This is a genomic window from Brevibacillus laterosporus DSM 25, assembly GCF_002706795.1.
Taxonomy (GTDB): domain Bacteria; phylum Bacillota; class Bacilli; order Brevibacillales; family Brevibacillaceae; genus Brevibacillus_B; species Brevibacillus_B laterosporus.
On record NZ_CP017705.1, the window covers coordinates 2,528,246 to 2,547,779 of the forward strand.

18 protein-coding genes are annotated in these 19,534 nt (G+C 39.6%); 15 read left to right on the top strand and 3 right to left on the bottom strand.

Annotation, left to right across the window (positions count from 1 at the left end; translation table 11 throughout):
- Positions 1–104 precede the first annotated feature (104 nt).
- The 6 genes from BrL25_RS12160 (at position 105) to BrL25_RS12185 (ending at position 7,138) form a co-directional block, all read left to right on the top strand.
- Complete coding sequence (locus BrL25_RS12160; protein WP_051088623.1) at positions 105–2,813, top strand: calcium-translocating P-type ATPase, SERCA-type; 2,709 nt, start codon at positions 105–107, stop codon at positions 2,811–2,813.
- Between the two features lie 51 nt (positions 2,814–2,864).
- On the top strand, positions 2,865–3,143 hold the full coding sequence (locus BrL25_RS12165; RefSeq protein ID WP_018673823.1) for a hypothetical protein: 279 nt from the start codon (positions 2,865–2,867) through the stop codon (positions 3,141–3,143).
- A gap of 125 nt (positions 3,144–3,268) precedes the next feature.
- The gene (locus BrL25_RS12170) at positions 3,269–4,309 is read left to right on the top strand and encodes an LCP family protein (protein WP_026315336.1); all 1,041 of its coding nucleotides are present in this window, start codon (positions 3,269–3,271) and stop codon (positions 4,307–4,309) included.
- 223 nt (positions 4,310–4,532) lie between these two features.
- Positions 4,533–5,564: a methionine ABC transporter ATP-binding protein gene (locus tag BrL25_RS12175; RefSeq protein WP_018673821.1), complete on the top strand. Its 1,032-nt coding sequence runs from the start codon at positions 4,533–4,535 to the stop codon at positions 5,562–5,564.
- On the top strand, positions 5,564–6,247 hold the full coding sequence (locus tag BrL25_RS12180) for a methionine ABC transporter permease (protein ID WP_018673820.1): 684 nt from the start codon (positions 5,564–5,566) through the stop codon (positions 6,245–6,247). Before BrL25_RS12175 ends, BrL25_RS12180 begins: the two co-directional genes overlap by 1 nt.
- 36 nt (positions 6,248–6,283) lie before the next feature.
- Entirely contained in the window at positions 6,284–7,138 is an 855-nt protein-coding gene (locus tag BrL25_RS12185) for a MetQ/NlpA family ABC transporter substrate-binding protein (RefSeq protein WP_018673819.1), read from the top strand.
- Positions 7,139–7,278: 140 nt separating this feature from the next.
- On the opposite strand, the gene BrL25_RS12190 is transcribed toward BrL25_RS12185, so the two are convergent.
- Both BrL25_RS12190 and BrL25_RS12195 read right to left on the bottom strand, forming a co-directional pair.
- Positions 7,279–8,502: a PqqD family protein gene (locus BrL25_RS12190; protein ID WP_018673818.1), complete on the bottom strand. Its 1,224-nt coding sequence runs from the start codon at positions 8,500–8,502 to the stop codon at positions 7,279–7,281.
- Between the two features lie 15 nt (positions 8,503–8,517).
- Entirely contained in the window at positions 8,518–9,678 is a 1,161-nt protein-coding gene (locus BrL25_RS12195; protein ID WP_018673817.1) for a HesA/MoeB/ThiF family protein, read from the bottom strand.
- 657 nt (positions 9,679–10,335) lie between these two features.
- Here BrL25_RS12195 and BrL25_RS12200 point away from each other — a divergent pair.
- The 6 genes from BrL25_RS12200 to BrL25_RS12225 all read left to right on the top strand — a co-directional run bounded on the left by BrL25_RS12200 (position 10,336) and on the right by BrL25_RS12225 (position 17,176).
- Positions 10,336–11,973: a peptide ABC transporter substrate-binding protein gene (locus BrL25_RS12200; protein WP_018673816.1), complete on the top strand. Its 1,638-nt coding sequence runs from the start codon at positions 10,336–10,338 to the stop codon at positions 11,971–11,973.
- A 183-nt stretch (positions 11,974–12,156) separates the two neighbouring features.
- A complete protein-coding gene (locus tag BrL25_RS12205) occupies positions 12,157–13,776 on the top strand; it encodes a peptide ABC transporter substrate-binding protein (RefSeq protein ID WP_018673815.1) in 1,620 nt (539 codons plus the stop codon).
- 156 nt (positions 13,777–13,932) lie between these two features.
- A complete protein-coding gene (locus BrL25_RS12210; protein WP_018673814.1) occupies positions 13,933–14,190 on the top strand; it encodes a stage VI sporulation protein F in 258 nt (85 codons plus the stop codon).
- Between the two features lie 71 nt (positions 14,191–14,261).
- Complete coding sequence (locus BrL25_RS12215) at positions 14,262–14,687, top strand: hypothetical protein (RefSeq protein ID WP_018673813.1); 426 nt, start codon at positions 14,262–14,264, stop codon at positions 14,685–14,687.
- Between the two features lie 269 nt (positions 14,688–14,956).
- On the top strand, positions 14,957–16,633 hold the full coding sequence (locus tag BrL25_RS12220; RefSeq protein WP_018673812.1) for an N-acetylmuramoyl-L-alanine amidase family protein: 1,677 nt from the start codon (positions 14,957–14,959) through the stop codon (positions 16,631–16,633).
- Positions 16,634–16,654: 21 nt separating this feature from the next.
- Positions 16,655–17,176 (top strand): GerMN domain-containing protein, encoded by a 522-nt coding sequence (locus BrL25_RS12225; protein WP_018673811.1) that lies wholly within the window; start codon positions 16,655–16,657, stop codon positions 17,174–17,176.
- 102 nt (positions 17,177–17,278) lie between these two features.
- Here BrL25_RS12225 and BrL25_RS12230 read toward each other — a convergent pair whose 3' ends face one another.
- Positions 17,279–17,473, bottom strand: coding sequence for a DUF378 domain-containing protein (locus BrL25_RS12230; protein ID WP_018673810.1), 195 nt, complete (start codon positions 17,471–17,473; stop codon positions 17,279–17,281).
- Between the two features lie 193 nt (positions 17,474–17,666).
- Between BrL25_RS12230 and pstB the strand changes: the two genes are divergently transcribed.
- The 3 genes from pstB (at position 17,667) to BrL25_RS12245 (ending at position 19,477) form a co-directional block, all read left to right on the top strand.
- Complete coding sequence (gene pstB, locus BrL25_RS12235) at positions 17,667–18,419, top strand: phosphate ABC transporter ATP-binding protein PstB (RefSeq protein ID WP_018673809.1); 753 nt, start codon at positions 17,667–17,669, stop codon at positions 18,417–18,419.
- A 185-nt stretch (positions 18,420–18,604) separates the two neighbouring features.
- Positions 18,605–18,937 carry an ArsR/SmtB family transcription factor gene (locus BrL25_RS12240; RefSeq protein ID WP_018673808.1) on the top strand — a complete coding sequence of 111 codons (333 nt, stop codon included), beginning with the start codon at positions 18,605–18,607 and terminating at the stop codon, positions 18,935–18,937.
- A gap of 207 nt (positions 18,938–19,144) precedes the next feature.
- A complete protein-coding gene (locus BrL25_RS12245) occupies positions 19,145–19,477 on the top strand; it encodes a gamma-type small acid-soluble spore protein (protein ID WP_018673807.1) in 333 nt (110 codons plus the stop codon).
- The last annotated feature ends 57 nt before the right edge of the window (positions 19,478–19,534 follow it).

Genomic DNA, 19,534 nt, shown 5'->3' on the forward strand with positions numbered 1-19,534 from the left:
TTGTCTGCATAGATATGAGAATAAGTTGAAGAAGAGCATTGGAGGAGATTGTATTGAAGCCGAATAAACCGTGGTACCAAGTCCCTCTAGCGGAATTACCCAGTATGACAGGCAGTGATGTTCATAACGGTTTAACACAGGAGGAAGCGGCTACTCGTAGACAAAAATATGGTAAAAATCAACTTGCTGAGGCCGAAAAAGTTCCACTCTATGTTGTATTTATGAATCAGTTTAAAGATTTTATGGTGGGAGTTCTAGTGGTTGCCACCATCCTTTCCTTTTTCTTAGGGGAGTACCTAGACGCTATCACTATCATTGCTATCATTTTTTTAAATGGCGTATTAGGTTTTATTCAGGAAGCTAAAGCAGAAAGTTCGTTAAACGCTTTAAAAGATATGGCATCTCCAATGGCTCGTGTGATTCGTAGCGGAAACTTGGACATGATACCTGCTTCTTTATTGGTCCCAGGGGATCTTATACTTCTTGAAGCAGGTGACCGTGTTCCTGCTGATATGAGACTGATTAATGCCAATCGGCTGGAGATAGAGGAGTCTACGCTTACTGGAGAATCGATAGCAGTAATGAAAACAGCTAACGTTATTGAATCAACAGGAGCGGTTCCACTAGGTGACCAGAAAAACGTAGCCTTTATGGGAACTATGGTAGCTGGCGGAACTGGAAAGGGAATTGTTATTGAAATAGGCATGTCTACCGAGATAGGAAAAATTGCGCACTTGATCAATCAAGCTGATAAGTTAGAAACTCCCTTACAGATTAAATTGGAGCAGATGGGGAAAACGCTCGTCTGGATTGCACTAATACTCACGATCTTTGTCATTGTAGCAGGGGTTTGGCATGGACAAGAATTAATGACAATGTTTCTCTCAGGGGTCAGCCTCGCTGTAGCTGCTATACCAGAAGGATTGCCTGCAATTGTAACAGTAGCCCTAGCTCTAGGTGTGCAGAGAATGATCAAGAGAAATGCTATCGTTCGCAAGCTTCCCTCCGTCGAAACCCTTGGTTGTGCGTCAGTTATTTGCTCTGATAAAACAGGGACCCTTACTGAAAATAAAATGACAGTAACTCATCTTTGGCATAGCGGAAAAAGCTTTGATGTAACTGGTAATGGCTATGAGCCAAATGGGGAAATTATATGGCAAGGAAAATCAATCAAAATAACGATAGATCAAGGGCTATCCCAAATTTGTCAAATAGCAGAAAAATGCAATAATGCAAAATTAGTAAATGCTCAGCAAAAGGAACGCTCCAAGCTATTTTTATCTAAGAATATTTCGACATGGAATGTAATTGGAGATCCGACTGAGGGAGCCCTACTTACTTTAGCTTACAAGGGATTGAAGGAGGGTAAAAAACAAGACGAGCCTACCATTCGTATTGATGAATTACCATTTGACTCTGAACGTAAAATGATGTCTGTGGTAGAACAATCACCAGATGGAAAAACCGAATTGCTAACCAAAGGAGCTGTCGAGGCTCTGCTACAGCACTCCTCCCACATATACTGGCAAGGGGAGATTGTACCTCTTACAACTGCTCATCGTATCGCAGTTGCTAAGCAGACAGAAGAGATGGCGAGTGGGGCCCTGCGAGTTCTAGGCTTTGCATACAGATCACTCCAAAACTATATAACAGGTGAAACACCATCTGCATTAGAAACAAATCTCATATTTGTGGGGATGGTTGGCATGATAGATCCTCCACGTCAAGAAGTAAAGTCTTCTATCCAGTTGTGCCGCCAAGCAGGAATTAAAACAGTGATGATAACAGGAGATCATAAAATAACCGCAGAAGCGATTGGACGTCAGATTGGTCTGTTTCAAGAAGGGAACAGCCATGTGCTGGAAGGAGCCACAATTGATGAGATGACTGAGGAGGAACTGGTGCGAACTGTTGACAAGGTATATGTTTATGCCCGTGTGTCTCCGGAGCATAAGTTGCGTATTGTCAAGGCATTGCAAAGCTGTGGTCATATTGTAGCAATGACAGGTGATGGTGTAAATGATGCACCTGCCATCAAGGCTTCTGATATTGGGATTGCGATGGGAATTACGGGAACAGATGTTACCAAGGAAGCAGCATCCCTGGTATTGCGAGACGATAATTTTGCTACCATTGTTTCTGCTGTAGAAGAAGGGCGAAACATCTATGATAATATCCGAAAATTTATTCGTTACTTACTTGCGTCCAATGTCGGAGAGATTTTAGTCATGTTTTTCGCTATGCTAATGGGACTCCCATTACCATTACTTCCCATTCAAATCCTGTGGGTCAATTTGGTAACAGACGGACTACCTGCTATGGCATTAGGGATCGATCCGTCTGAAGGAGACACTATGCGACATAAACCGCGCAAAAAACATGAAAATATTTTTGGCCGTGGATTGGGCTGGAAGATTATTAGTCGGGGTTTTTTAATTGGATTGATGACTCTAGGAGCGTTTGTCGTTGCGTATCATGAAAATCCGAATGATCTAACTCACGCCCAAACGGTAGCGTTCGCTACTTTAGTTCTTGCACAACTCATTCATGTATTTGATTGTCGTAGTGAGCATTCCGTCTTCCACCGCAACCCATTTAGCAACAAGTACTTGGTCTGGGCAGTGTTATCGTCAATGGCTTTAGTACTAGTCGTTATTTACTGGGATGTAATGCAGCCAGTATTTAAAACAACCTATCTCTCGTTACGGGATTGGGCTTTAATCTTTGTCGCAGCAGGAATTCCTACTTTTGTTGCTGGTATGGGGGGAGCTCTGCGTTCCTCACAGCCCAAAGAGGCTTATAAAATCAACTAGTAGAAACGTACTCTCGCCAGTATGCATACAGTAGCAACAGGAGGGGGTGCTATGGAAATCTTCTTTCTTGTGATGACTCTCGTCTGTTCGCTCATCGCTTACTTATTTGAAGAGCGATTATGGGTAACCTTACTTCGTACTACTGATAAGAAGGAATTTGTCCAATGGTGTAAGCATCTTGAGGAACAAGGCGTCGAGTATCATAGTAAAAAACACTTGATTCATGAAAATCATGCTTGGGTAAAGGTATACAAGGTTAAAGTCCCGAAAGAACAGGAATCGCGCGTGAATATCCAATACCATGAAGAGAAAATGCAAAAAAGGAGCTGACCATCAGGTGGCTCCTTTTCTTCTATTCTCCAAAAGTGGTAAAGAAAAATGATTCGCAAAACAGCTGTTTCGAGTATACTAGTAGGATGAAATAAGCCAACAAATTTTGACACGGACTGACAAGGATGGTGAAATCCAGTTTGAGTATTCGAACAAAGCGAATTCTATTTTTATGTGTATTTCTGATTTTAATTACGGCGGCTTTTTTTGCATATAAAATCTTTGGTTTTTTGTCAGGGATTCAAGACACGACATTATTTCCGCCAACATCGAATCCAACTGCCACAAAACCAGAAGCTCCACCTGTATGGACGGGTACCGAACGAGTTAACATTCTGCTAATGGGTGTAGACAAACGAGAGATGCGTCCACATGAGTTACCACGTTCTGATAGCATGATGCTAGTGAGTATTGATCCACAGAAAAAAACGTATGATCTTTTCTCCATTATGCGCGACACGCTTGTGCGTATACCTGGACATGGGAAAACGCGTGTAAATGAAGCGTTGGCGTATGGAGGCCCTGAGCTTGCCATGGAAACAGTCAGTGATTTTGTAGGACAACCAGTCCATTACTATTTAATAACTGATTTTGAAGGCTTCAAGAGCTTGATAGATGCTGTTGGGGGTGTTGAGATAGATGTAGAAAAGAATATGCGTTATCATGACCCAACAGATAAAGGAAAGTACGATATTAATTTAAAAAAGGGATTACAACACTTAGATGGTGAGAAGGCATTGCAATATGCTCGATTCCGACATGATGCCACTTCTGACTATACTCGTACAGAACGTCAACGTAAGCTACTAAGCGCTCTGGCTACAGAATTAAAGTCTACCACCACTATTTTTCAAATTCCCAAAATTTTGGATAGTGTCCAACCTTATATCCAGACCAATCTTGCCACACTTGATATGATTAAGCTAGGCTCGTTGGGGATGTCACTTAAACAGTCAGGAGAAGGTGGTCATCAATTACCGCCAATGCATATGTTCCAAGAAGCGAATGTCCCTGGGAAAGGCGCTGTGCTACTCCCATCCGAAAAAGACGTCATCAAATATGTGGACGAGCAGCTAAACAAAAGCAACGTGGTAGAGGATAAGGAAGGTAAACAAGAAGATCCCTCTAACACCCATCAAGACTCCTCTATAAAGCATGCTTCGTAAGAGAGTCATTTATTTTGATAGAGATGGTTCATGACGGGCCATCTCCTATCATTTTTCCATTGACACCAGATTTCTAATTCTTTATTCTTATAGTACCTAATTCCTAGTGATTGTGTAGGAATTGATATATCTTTCAAAATTTCGAAGATTTCGAAAAGTATCACGTAATTTGATTGCCCATTCGGTTAGAGCCGTGGGTGAAGCAGGGGGCGATTCTACTCTCATGATTAAACTGACGAACATTGTAAAGGTGTTTAAAAATCGTTTTGGAACCTTTACAGCCCTAAATGGTGTCGATTTGACAATCCAACAGGGAGATATTTATGGCATCATTGGATACAGTGGAGCTGGAAAATCAACGCTAGTACGTATGATTAACCTACTAGAATCGCCAACAAGCGGTGAAGTTACTGTGGGTGACACACATCTCCATAATTTAACACCAAAAGAATTACGTAAAGCAAGACGCAAGATCGGTATGGTTTTTCAACACTTTAACTTGCTATGGTCGCGTACTATAGCAGATAATGTAGCATTGCCATTAGAGATTGCTGGCGTGCCAAAGTCACAGCATCAAGTAAAGGTAAAAGAATTATTAGAATTGGTAGGGTTGTCTGATAAGGCGGATATGTATCCATCTCAATTATCTGGTGGTCAAAAGCAGCGTGTAGGTATTGCTCGTGCATTGGCCAATCAGCCTGATGTGCTTTTATGTGATGAAGCAACATCAGCCCTGGACCCGAAAACCACCGATTCTATTTTGGAATTGTTACAGGATATTAATCGCAAACTAGGGTTAACCATTATTTTAATAACGCATGAAATGCATGTGATCGAAAAAATTTGTGACAAGGTAGCTGTAATGGAAAGTGGACGAATCATTGAAGCGGGTGATGTCGTAGAAGTGTTCTCCCATCCTAAAACAACTACAACTAAGGAATTCTTGAGTCAAGTATCGGGTAACGATCAGCTATCTCCTGAATTTCTGGATAGTTTGGGACCGGGTGCAGTCCTGCGTCTTACCTTCTTGGGTGGATCAGCTAGTCAATCTATGATTAGTCAGTTAGTCAGCGAGGTTGGGGTGCAGGCAAATATTTTACAGGGGCAGATTAAACGTTTAAAAGATGTTACCTTTGGTACTCTATACATTCAGATACCAGGTGATATTGATACAGAATCAAAAGCAATTGCCTACTTAAAGAAGAGTGGCGTTATTGTCGATGTCATTCGAGGCGCTGAAGGAGGTAATCGCTGATGAATGACTTTTTGTTAACTTATTTACCAAACGTAATGAAATTCTGGGATCTTATTCAGAAGGCCATTTGGGAAACAGGTTATATGGTCTTGTTTTCATTACTATTTGCTGCACTTATTGGTATTCCGTTGGGCATTCTACTCGTAGTTACAAGTAAAGGTCATCTAAAGCCTATGCCAGCTTTGTATCAATTCCTTAGTTTTATTGTGAACATCTTTCGATCCATTCCTTATATTGTATTGATTATTATCCTTATCCCAGTTACGCGCGCACTAATACAGACTTCAATCGGGCCAAATGCGGCTATTCTAAGTCTTGTTGTCGGATCAGCACCGTTTATTGCTCGTCTGGTGGAAACATCTATTCGTGAAGTAAATCGAGGTGTTATTGAAGCGGCTCAATCCATGGGTGCTAGCAACTGGCAAATCATCTATAAAATCTTAATTCCAGAATCGCTGCCAGGCATTGTCTCAGGAATTACGGTTACTGCTGTTAGCTTGGTAGGATATACAGCGATGGCAGGTGTCGTAGGCGCGGGTGGTTTAGGAGCAATGGCATTTAACTACGGTTTTAATGGATTTAAGCCAGATATCATGCTGGTTACTACTGTCATGTTGATTATTCTTGTACAAATCATTCAGATGATTGGTGACGCGATCTCGCGGAGACTGGATCATCGTTGATAATAATGAAATGAATGAAAACAGGGGGGTAAAAGGATGAAAAAGGTTTTTTCTACACTAGCGATTGGGGTATTAGCTTTAAGTTTGGCGGCGTGCGGTGCTGGTAATAAAACGGATACTAACACAGCTACACCACAAGAAGGACAACCAGTAACCCTAAAGGTGGGAGCAACGGCTGTTCCTCATGCGGAGATTTTAAATGAAGTGGTTAAACCGATGCTACAGAAGGAAAACATTAATCTTGATGTTGTGCTATTCCAAGATTTTGTAATGCCAAATACACAACTTGCTGAGAAGGAATTAGATGCTAACTATTTCCAGCATATTCCTTGGTTAGAGAAAACAAATAAAGAAAAGGGTCTAGACCTTACGTATGTAGCGGGTATCCACATTGAGCCAATGGGAATTTACTCTAATAAATCAAAAGCATATAAAGATGTAGCAGCTCTTCCACAGGGCGCAGTAGTAGCGATTACGAATGCCTCTGCTGAACAAGGCCGTATTCTTGGCATTCTCGAAAAAGCGGGTCTGTTGAAATTAAAGGACGGCGTTGATACGAATGGAACAGTAGCTGATATCGTTGAGAAGAAAATAGAATTAAAAGAGTTAGAACCAGCCATGTTGCCACGTTCTATTGACGATCCAGGTATTGATGCAGCTGTGATTAACTCTAACTTTGCGATGGAAGCTGGACTAAAACCAACAGAGAACTCTATTTATATTGAAGAGGGTAAAGATAATCCAAATGTAAATGTGTTGGCAACTCGTCAAGATAACAAAGATAGTGAAGTAATTAAGAAGCTTGCTAAAGCGATGACCTCCCCTGAAGTGAAAGACTTCATTGATAAGAAGTATAATGGGGCAGTAGTATTTGTCGGGCAGCTTAAATAATAATGTCGAAAAAACTGTCGGATAAAACCGGTAGTTTTTTAGCTGAAAAGAGATACAAAATATAAAAAAGATGACCTTGTGAATAATCCTGGGTCATCTTTTTTTGCTTGAATTTTCCAGCCTACTTATATTTACAAGGTTCACGATACTTGGCGGGTTACGTTACGGGTCATTTTTCTTTGGCGATTCCATGACCACAGTACAATACCAAATGGAAGCAATGTTAATAGAAGTAAGAGAATGCCATCAACGAATTGCCAAGAGAGAATGGGATATTGCAAGAAATCAGTCGTAATTCGACGAATAATCTCGATTGATTGAAGCAAGAAGAAATTGAAGAAGAAATAGAGTGCGAAACAAAAGCCTAACAAAAAGAAGATGGAGTACCAGCGGATCACTTGTTTTTCTCGCATATCTACCGTGTCCCATAGCTCTTGATCAGCAGGAGTCCACTTGCGGTAAAATTTACGTAAGAACAACTGGGTATTATCAAATAAATTATTACAGCCAAAAAAGGTAGTGAATACATAATAAATATCCGTTCGCATAAAGAACATAAATTGAAAGCCCAGAGCCATTAAGAAATTCAAGTTCATTAATTTGATAAAGGAGAGCATAAAATCAGATAGCATGATGGTTCCTACATCATTAGCATACAAGAGCCAGACACCAATACTAAAAAAGAGCGCATCTCCAGACATGCCAGCGAGGTAGGCTGTATAACGCTTATGTGGTTCAACTAGAACGATGTCTGACATGTTTGTCTCTGCCACAGGAAAGAATAAGCGATGGCTAAAACCAATCCGACTACCTACCCCTAGAGAACGCACAGCCGTTAAGTGAGCTGTCTCGTGTATAAACAAAAAAAGATAGTTAACAACAACTGCTAACAAAAGAGAAGCGGTCAAAGACGGCGAGCTAAAAATATCGGTGAAGACAGGAAAATATTCATGCTGAAAAAAGAGAAGAGTAACAGCAGATAAAAAGCAGGCAATAGAGATAGAGAATGTCAATTTGTTAAAAAGTACTTTTCCAACCCGTTCGGATATCCATGGAAAATGATCGATGCGTATCTCTTTTTCATTAACTACTGTTCCATCTACTGTATATACAAATTGATATTCGTTTATCAGATCAAGTGCAAAATCATGAACATCGACAGGTTCACCAAAGCGTCTTTCCATTTCTTCAGCTACTTGGGTAATGGTTTGTCCCTGATCTAACATCTCAATAATTTCAACAGCAAAGGTAGGTAGCATGATATATTCACTTTTATCGGGTCTGCCAATTATGGTTTCTTCTTCATTTACTTGGCGTTTTTGTAGGGGATGCATACGCAACATGCTACTATTAGTTAGTTCCATTGGTTAATTCCTCCGTTAGCTAAGCACTTCTTCGACTGGTTGCTCCAACGAGAAGATAGAAAGTGTTCGATTTCCTTCGCCGCAGGTCGGGCAATCTAATTCTTTTCGTTCTATTTCTGAAAGAATTTTGGTTTCATACGTTAAGAAATTGATCGACACAAATTTACCTTGCGATTGAACTTGACTTGTGCCTGTAAGAATTTTGCATGCTTCAGAAGCGATAATCCCTGTAATAATGGCTAAATTTGGAGCGATAGTGGCTGTAGGAAGATGGTATCCTGAATCAACCAAATACTTGACCTCTTCTTCGTAATGATCTGGATTTTGATCATAGTGATGCAGATGGAAGCAATCCAAGCAAGGAGTTTTTCCAGGGTGAATATGATAAAAAGTTCCTTCTGTTAAATTGACTCCTCCTGCAATATAGGGGATTCCTAATTCAACACATGCTGTATTTACCCATCTTTGAATAAAGAAAAAGGGCGTATCAGCAGCTAAAATAACAAGATCACTACCTGCTATAAGTTCTTTGACATCAGTAGCAGAGGAGATTTTTTTCATAATGGTTTCTACCGACATGCTTGAATTGCGTTTTGTAACGAATTCTTCGGCTACTTCGATTTTTAATCGACCAATATCATCCTCTTTAAAAAGTAATTGGCGATTTAAATTACTAAGCTCCACACGGTCGAAGTCGGCAATACGGACATTTGTAATGCCTAGACCAGCAAAGTTAGACAGGAGAGTAGAGCCAAAGGCACCTGATCCAAGAATCGTTACTCTCTTTTGCAATAAAACCTCCTGAATCTTACTAGGAGGATTGTCTATATCTGAATAGATCGAAAAGAAACGAATATTTGCTCGGTATCGATCCTTTTGAGCTGTTGATAGAGTAGTTGTTTCTTCCCATGTCTTATCTTCAAGATATCCCAGAGAGTTAAGAGCAGTAATTGCCTCGGTTAGTTCCTCAAATGTGACTTCGGGGTGTTTGCTGACAAGCTCCTGGTGTATTTCCTTAGTAGTGCGTGTTCCATCAAGTAACGGAATTAATGTTTTGATGGACCCAGTTTCATCGGGAATATGATTGAGAAAGCCAGATACTTGTCCAAATTGGAGAGTGTCGGATCCAATTTTAATAATAGGATGAATTTCTTTTAAGATAGGTTTTTGTTCCATACAATCCATCTCCTTTTAGGTATAGAAACAAGGATAGGGGTAGCTTAGGCAACTATCCATAACACATCTGGTAAGCACGAGCAGGTGATAAAAAAGTAATTGTCAGAATTATCTAACGAAAATTGTATCCTTTTATCATGCTTATTTCAATATAAATTTACAATTTTCAGTAATCAGTCCAAAACTGTATAAATAACGCTTCTTTCCATATAGTGAAGTAGAGAAGAAGATGCATGTAACCCCATGTTTGGACGAGAAAATAAACAAAATGAACCGTTATTCCAATTGTTCATTTATGTTTCGTGTTGGTAGAAAGACAGTCAGTGGATGAAAGGTGTTCAAAAAGGTACTTTTTTAGCTAAAAGGGAAGGATAAAACTAGAAGTAGAGCCTAATCTTTTGGTTACCTAAATGGAATTCATTTTACAATTTGACAGAGTTATCTAATTGAAAATCTACCTTTTATTTAGTAAATTAGAACTACAATTTTCCATGAAATTCATCTTTAGTTCTATATTACCAAAAATACACTTTATTTTTATTTATTTATCTTGATAATTAATAAAAAATAATTAAATGTAAAAGAAAATTATATTATATTATTCTGATAAAGAGTATAGTAAAGCATATGAGAAAGAAAAAAGGGGGACACAAAAAGATGAAAAAGAATATTTTTGTACTAATGAGTTCCGTTTTAGTTTTAGGTGCAGCTTTAGCAGGTTGCGGAGGTAATACAAGTACATCAGCACCGACTCCTGCTGATGGATCAAAACAGGAAGCTTCAAAAGGTGAGAAGAAAGTATTACGATTGAACATGCACACTGAACCACCAACAGCTGACCCAGGTATTGCGGAGGATTCCACTTCTGGTGCAGTGGTACGCGCAATCTATGACGGCTTGACTCGTACCGATAGCGAGGGGAAACCTCAACCATCCGTAGCAGAAAAAATTGACGTTTCACCTGATGGAAAGAAATATACATTCCATTTGAGAGATGCTAAATGGAGTAATGGCGAGCCTCTAACAGCGCATGATTTTGAATTCGCTTGGAAGCGTGCATTAGATCCAGCGACAGCGTCTAACTATTCTTACCAGCTGTATTACATTAAAGGTGGAGAAGCATTTAACACTGGAAAAGGTAAGAAAGAGGATGTAGGTGTTAAAGCGACTGACGATAAGACCCTGGAAGTAGAATTGGCAAACCCAACACCATTCTTCCTGGAGCTTACTAGCTTCTATACGTATTATCCTGTAAATAAGAAGCTGGTTGAATCCAACAAGGATTGGGCAAAAGAAGCTAAGACTATCGTTGGTAATGGACCATTTAAAATGACTAACTGGGAACATAAGAGCAAAATGACTCTTGAGAAAAATGAACACTACTGGGATGCCGATGTAGTGAAAATCGACAAGCTAGAATTCTCTATGGTAGAGGATGAAAATACAGAGCTTTCCATGTATGATAACGGTGAATTGGATTGGGCAGGTGCCCCTCTAAGCAATATTCCGTTGGACTCTATCCCTGCCCTGCAACAAAATAATTCGTTGATTACAAAACCAAAAGCATCCATTTATTGGTATAAAATGAATACAGAGAAGGCACCATTCAATAACGCCAAAATTCGTAAAGCATTCGCCTATGCTGTAAATCGTGATGCGATCGTTAAGAACGTAACACAATCAGGACAAATTCCGGCAATGGGTATGCTACCACCTACTATGGCATTTAAAAAAGAGGGCTACTTTAAAGACAATAATGTTGAAGAAGCTCAAAAATTATTAGCAGAAGGTATGAAAGAAATGGGTTTGGATAAACTTCCTCCAATTACTATTTCGATCAACACTTCTGAAAACCATAAAAAAATTGCCGAAGCAGTTCAAGACCAATGGAAAAAAGGTCTGAATGTTGATGTGAGGATAGAGAATTCCGAGTGGAAAGTATACTTGGATAAACTTCACCAAGGTAACTACCAAATTGGACGTATGGGCTGGAACGCTGACTTTAACGATCCAATTAACTATATTGAGTTGTTCCGTGATAAAAAGGGTGGAAACAACGATACCAACTGGGAAAATGCTGAATACAAAAAACTTGTGAACGAATCTCAAAAAGAGCTAGACAAAACGAAGCGTGATGCGTTACTACAAAAAGCAGAAGAAATCTTTATGGACGAACTGCCAGTTATCCCAGTTTACTTCTACACCGATTCTTGGGTGCAAAATCCTAAGCTGAAGGGTGTAAGCTTTGATGCTAGGGGTAACATTGACTGGAAATGGGCAGATTTAGAACAATAAGGTTGATAGAAAACAGATAGATAAAAAGAGGGGCAAATGATGCTCCTCTTTATTTTTTTGAACATATAAATGTAAATTTTGTAACATAAATTAAAATTAATTTTTGTTATAAAAGTGTTTGTTCTCGAAAAAAACAAGGTATATTTACTTCTATATATCTTTTTTTAGGGGGGCATAATACACATGAATAAAAGCATTTTTACAGCTGTAAGCTCCATATTAGTTCTTAGTACAGCATTAGCTGGCTGTGGTGGCGGTACAGCCTCTGAGAATAAAACGGGAGCGGCTAGTGGTACTACTCATGAACAAGTTCTACGTGTGAATCTACATTCAGAACCACCTACTGCGGACCCTGGTCTTGCAGATGACAATGCTTCTTCTGCCATTTTGAGAGCTACTTTTGATGGTTTGATGCGCTCAGATAAGGACGGCAAAGTAACAAATTCTGTAGCGAAAGATTATAAAGTTTCTGAAGATGGCAAAACTTATACATTTACTTTACGTGATTCACTATGGGCAAACGGTGAAAAATTAACAGCAAAAGATTTTGAATATGCTTGGAAACGAGTACTTAATCCGAAAACAGCGGCTTCTTATGCTTATCAATTGTATTATTTGAAAAATGCAGAAGCTTATAACAAAGGTCAAGCAAAGGCTGAGGACGTCGGTGTAAAAGCACTTGATGAGCACACGCTCGAAGTAACCCTGAACAATCCAACCCCGTTCTTCTTGGAGCTAACAGCATTCTATACGCTTTATCCTGTAAATGAAAAAGTTGTGGCATCTAGCGATAAGTGGGCAGGGGAAGCAAGCACGCATATTGGGAACGGACCATTTAAAATGGAATCCTGGAAGCACAAAAACGAAATTGTTCTTGTGAAAAACGATAATTATTGGGATAAAGATAATGTGAAATTAGAAAAAATCATCTACCAAATGATTGATGATGAAAATACAGAGTTATCCATGTTTGAAAATGGAGATCTCGATTGGGCAGGTCAGCCTAATGGTATGCTACCAATTGATGCAATTGCTCCTAACATGGCATCTGGCAAGGCGCACGTTCAGCCTAAGGCAGGTATCTATTGGTACAAATTTAATACGGAAAAGGCACCGTTTAATAATGCTAAAATCCGTAAAGCCTTTGCATACGCAATTGATCGCAAAACAATCACAGATAACATTACACAATCTGGCCAAACCCCTGCTACTAATCTGCTGCCACCAACTATGGCTTTAGCAAAAGAAGGATTCTTTAAAGATGGTGATGTGGATACGGCGAAAAAGCTTCTTGCTGAAGGTATGAAGGAAGAAGGCTTAACGAAGCTTCCACCAATTGAAATCTCCTTTAACACAGCAGAAAAACATAAGAAGATTGCAGAAGCGATTCAAGATCAATGGAAAAAGGCTTTTGATATTGACGTGAAGCTTACTAACAAAGAATGGAAAGTATTTATTGATGACCTGCACAGAGGTAACTACCAAGTAGGTCGCAATGGTTGGAATGCCGACTACAATGATCCAATTAGCTTCTTGCAGATTTATAAAGATAAAACAGGTGGTAACAACGACACCAAGTGGGAAAATCCAAAATACAAAGAATTGCTAAATAAAGCTGATGCTGAAACAAACCCAGAGGTACGTAAAGGGTATTTGGCAGATGCAGAGAAAATTATAATTGATGAAATGCCGATTATTCCGATCTACTTTGACTCTAACGTTTGGTTACAAAATGACAACCTTAAAGGCGTTGTTGTAGATGCCATGGGTAATGTAGATTACAAGTGGACTTCTTTTGAATAAACGTGTAAGACGTGAAAAACCGTATAAATCGTAACAGAAAAAAACAGAGTTCCAGAGGGAATTCTGTTTTTTTCATTTTGATAGGACAAATGACCAAGCGAGTTCGCCATCTATTTCATAGAGTAAAGAGAACGATGATAACAGGGGAGGATGATTATGGACTGGGGAAAGATTTTGAAAATGGCAGCGACAGTTGACAAGAATAAATTAAAAACGGAATCAGGTATTCGTGATGTTATCAAGGATTTAGCCAGTAGATCAGGCAAAGATTTATCAAAAAGGGACTTAGACAATTATACGGAGCAGGTAAAGAAATTCATGCAGAAAAAAGACGTTGGCAGTATGCTGGATCAATTAAAGAAAAAAGGCCTGGATCAAAGTGATATAGACAAAATCAAAAAAGGGCTGAAGTAAAGGAGAGGGTTGTCATTTCTAAAAAGACACCATTTAAACGGCGAAATCCAACCCAGAGCAACCAACTAAAGATGCTATCTACACTCCAGCAAAACCAGTATGTACATGTTCAACAGGAAATGGCCCATCTCCGACAAGAAATTTACGAAATAAAAAACATGCTGGGGAGATTACAACCTAACGAGCCAGAACGTAAACGGCTTAGCTTTAGTCTTTTTCCTAGGAGAAGGAAGCCGCCAGAGCCTGTCATTGTGCAAGAAGCACCAAAACCAAGTCTCGGAATTAATTTGGAGCAAGTACTACCGTTGCTCCCTCAGCTAAGTTCAATAATGCCGGAAATTAGTAAAATGATGCCTAAATTATCTAAATCTAAGATGAAGGATACTATGCAGTTACTTTCTAATCCTGCCGTAGCTAGTGTGGTCCAACAGTTATTAGGTAACCTTCAAACAAACAACCTACCAGTTCCAGTTAAAAATACGATAAAAAAAGGGTAACGAAAAAGATTTGTATTATTGATTAAAACAAAAGTTAAATATGTAAAAAAGAGTATGGTAAAAAGCTGCCCCTTCAAGTGAACGACCCTTGGGGCAGTTTTTTATGTTGGTAAGGGGCTAAAAACGAACCACTAACTTGATTGTTCTGCTATCATAAGTTGTCGACACTTGAAATACAAGCGTGAGGATTTTTAGTACCAAAAGCCTAAAAACTTTTTTCGACAAGTTACGTCTAAAGTAATGAACAGCAAGATAGGGGAGGAGAAATTTTGAAAAAGTTTGTATTAGGCTTGGTTGCCTTGAGCAGTTTTATTTGGATGGCGCCTCAAGCAATAGATGCCGCAGGACAGTCGACACAGGGCAATATTCAATTACGGATAGAGGGCAGGAGCGTTAATGCGGAAGTTCCTCCGCTCATCTCCAATGGACGCACCCTTGTCCCTGTTCGTGTTATTGCAGAAGGTTTGGGAGCAAAAATTGATTGGAATCAGGAGGAGCGAAAAGCCAAGATTACGAAAGATAATCGAGAGGTTGTATTGCAGCTAAGCAACAAGAAAGCCTACATAAATGGTAAAGCGCAAACCTTGGAGGCCGCTCCCCAGCTCGTTAATAATCGAATGTTATTGCCTCTCCGATTTGTGGGAGAAGCACTAGGAGCGACGATAGGATGGGACAATGATAGTCGGACTGTGATTGTCAATCAACCAGTTCAAGCGCAAATTAATGGACAAACCCTATCGGCTAGTGAAAAAGTATATCGCTGGGAGGACAAAATTTTATTACCAGCGAAGACAATTGCAGACAAGCTGGGGGTTTCCCAAGACGAGCTAACAGCTAAAGCCAGCTTGAAGAAAGTAATTGATTCTACGACGACAGTTGTATCGTTACAAGATATAGAAGAAAGTATCGGAACAGATGTCGCTGAGTGGGATGAAAAGCGAAATGAAGTGGTTATCACTCGAATGAACAGATTGTCAGGTATTGAACCACAAGAAGACAGCGTGCAGATGGAAACCAGATATAAGGTATCGCCAACTGTGTCAGTCTTACAAAATCCCTATCGGATTGTAATGGATTTCCCGGAAATGGAACTATCCAATAAAATGCGCGATGATGAAAGTAAAGAGATTGTGATTGATCAAGGGAAAAGTAGTGGAACCTCCGATTATTACTCCTCTAATATGGATAGTCCAGAAAGACTGGAAAAAAGTGATGAAGAATCCGATAATGCATCTTTTAGTACAGTTAGCCAACAGACTCAACCGCTTATTCGTTCAATTCGATACAGCCAATATCAAGACAATCCAAAAATGGTCAGAGTCGTAGTGGAATTGAATCGATCAAGTAAATATCAGCTAGTATCGACAAGTGATGGTGTAAAACTACAATTGCAAGCACAGCCACAGAAAACAGGATACCTCATTGTTGTAGATGCAGGACATGGTGGTCATGATGTGGGAGCCAAGGGAACGGTTGGAAACTATGAAAAGGATTTTAATCTGTCTGTAGCTAATCGTTTAGTGGAGTACCTAAAGCAGCATAAAGAATTTCAAGTGATCGCAACCCGTAGCAACGATACGTATTTGACGTTAAAGGAGCGTACAGATATAGCTAATGAGATAGATGCTGATGTATTTATCTCCGTGCATGCTAACTCCTTTAATCCGGAAACGAGAGGAACCGAAACATACTATTACAATCAGAACAGCTTGGATTTAGCGCGTGTTGTTCATAAGCATCTGCTAGCGGCCACTCAATTTCCTGATCGAAAAGTAAAACAAAACAATTTTTATGTTGTAAAGAATACGAAAATGCCTGCGGTATTGACAGAAACAGGTTTTCTAACGAATCAAATCGAAAATACTCAGTTAATGTCCCCGCAATTTCAAGACAAAGTAGCAAAATCATTAGCAGATGCGATCTTTGAATATTATCAAACCTATTAATACAAGAAAGGAGGGTGTGAGATGAAACGAATAGCTCTTATCATGTGTACCATTCTGGCCTTACTGGTGGCTGCATGCAGTAATAATTCTGTAACAGTGGAACCAGGGAATGATACCAAGACAGAACAACCTGCTAAGGAAGGACAGCAACTAACGCTTACCCTTTATTACGTAGATAATGATCTAACCAAGCTAATGGAGGAGAAACAACAGATTACAAACCCTGTATCTGATAAGGACAAGTATGAAAAGGCAATGGAATTGTTGGGAAAACCATCCAAGCCTGAACATAATGCTCTTTGGAAAAATTTTGAATACCACTCCATTACGTTTGAAAATGGTACGTTAACGATTGATGCTAAAGGGACAAACCAATATAATCTGGGTTCTAGTGGCGAAGCTTTTGCCATTGATGCCTTACAACAGACCATGTTTCAATTCCCAGAGGTTATGAAAATCATTATCTTAGTAGATGGTAAGAAGACAGAATCCCTAATGGGGCATGTTAGTATTGATGAACCGTTAACTCGCTCTACACCATAACAGAACAACCCTGGAAAGAATGAAGATAGAATCAAAAAGCGGTGTGTCTATAAATGACGCACCGCTTTTATATGATTTGGCTTACATGTCTAAGCTATTTTTCTACGTACGTTGACGGTCACTCCCAAAAAACTTGATAGCATAAATTCCAGCAATACCAACTATCGTGTAAATGATACGGCTTAGGATAGAGTTCATACCCCCAAACAAGGTGGAAACCAGATCAAGATGGAATAAGCCAATTAGTCCCCAGTTGATTGCACCAATAATAACAAGAAGCAATACTAATTTATCCATGCCCTACTCACTCCTTTCTTTGTAAGTAGTTTCATGATTTCCTTTTCAAAATTAGATTATTCATGAATAGCTTTTGCCCAGACGAAAGCTCGTTTTTGCCTGTGCACCTTTAAAAAAAATTTACATAAATCTAATACAGGCTTCATGTGTGTAATGTAATCTGTGAATAGAAGCAAGGAGAGGAGCGAAACTCTTGAGCATGATTAAGGTGCAAGACCTGCATGTCTATTACGGATTAACCCATGCCTTAAAGCATATTGAAATGGAAATTGAACCAAAGTCAATTACCGCTTTAATCGGTCCTTCCGGCTGTGGAAAATCAACCTTTTTACGGACAATTAACCGCATGAATGATATGATCCCGCAAGTTAAAATTACAGGAAGCATTCAGATTGCGGGTAAAAATATATATGACGCTAATTGGGATGTGGAACAATTACGTAAGCAAGTTGGAATGGTGTTTCAAAAGCCTACTCCTTTTCCAAAAAGCATTTATGAAAACATTGTATATGGTCCGAAGTTGCATGGTATTCGAGATAAGAAGCGACTAGAGGAATTGGTTGAGGCAAGCTTGCAAAAAGCGGCTTTGTGGGAAGAGGTAAAGGATAGTTTGCATAAACCAGCACATGGTTTATCTGGGGGGCAACAGCAACGCTTATGTATTGCACGGGCGTTAGCCGTAGAGCCGGAGGTCATCCTGTTAGATGAACCGACATCTGCTCTTGATCCTATTGCTACAGCTAAAATAGAGGAGCTATTGATACAATTAAAGGAAAGCTATACGCTGGTTATGGTAACGCACAACATGCAACAAGCTGCTCGCGTTTCCGATCAAACCGCTTTCTTTTTACAAGGTGAGTGCATTGAAATGAAGCAAACCACTGAGGTGTTTGAGAATCCAACAGATCAACGCCTGAAGGATTATATCTCCGGCCGTTTTGGCTGATTATGAGATACAGTTATACCCCCTTTATTTTGAAGAGCGGCTAAAGCCGTTCTTTTTTTTACCTCAATTCCAGTGTAACTGTAAAAATCGTGCTATTACTCAGAGAAATCAAAACCTTGGATTCCAATTATCACTATCCATATAGTATACTTGGTGAAGAAAGTTTATACAAAGGTGGGAAGAATATGGAAACCACAGATATGATTCAAATGATGGTGCTTGCTGACCTATTCAAACTACTCGGTGACAAGACGAGATTAACCATTATGGCTTTGTTACAAGTTCAATCTCTATGTGTACGTGATTTGGTAGAAATTTTACAAGCTTCTCAGCCATCCGTTTCGCAGCATTTAGCTAAACTAAAAGGACAAGGATTGGTAAAAGAAGAGCGGCGTGGGGCTTGGGTATTTTACTCCCTAAACAACGATGCTGCTCCAGTTATGAAGCTTATTCTTGAGCATTTGCCTGATGTTAAGCCACTTGTTGAAAAGCAACAGCGCGTAACCTTAAGCAGTTAAATAGGGAAGACCATCATACTAAAAGGAGTGCTAGCAGAGGCTCTTTTTTTGTATGCAATAAAGAAATGGCGAAAAAATTCCGGGTAAAATATAGGATTTAAATGATTGTTTAAAAATCATTTTGAGATATACCTGTTAAAATAAGGTGTGGATACGCCCCTTTGATTAAGCACAAATTATATGTGTATCAAGGGAGGTGAGATATCCATGAAAAACAAACAACAAGGTTTGAACAATGCTGCTCGTGCTGCTGCACAGCAAAACACAGCAACTGAGTTTGCAAGTGAAACAAACGCAGCTCAAGTACAAAAACAAAATCAAGCTTCTGCTGCTCGTGCTGCTGCACAGCAAAACACAGCAACTGAGTTTGCAAGTGAAACAAACGTAGCTCAAGTGCAAAACCAAAATCAAGCTTCTGCTGCTCGTGCTGCCCAACAAAATACAGCGACTGAGTTCGCAAGCGAAACAAACGTAGCTCAAGTGCAAAAGAATCGAGCTTCTGCTGCTCGCGCTGCACAACAAAACAACGCTACTAAATAATAGGTTTCGCGAAAGACCTTCACCTTCAGGGTGAGGGTCTTTTTCTTGTACAGAAGC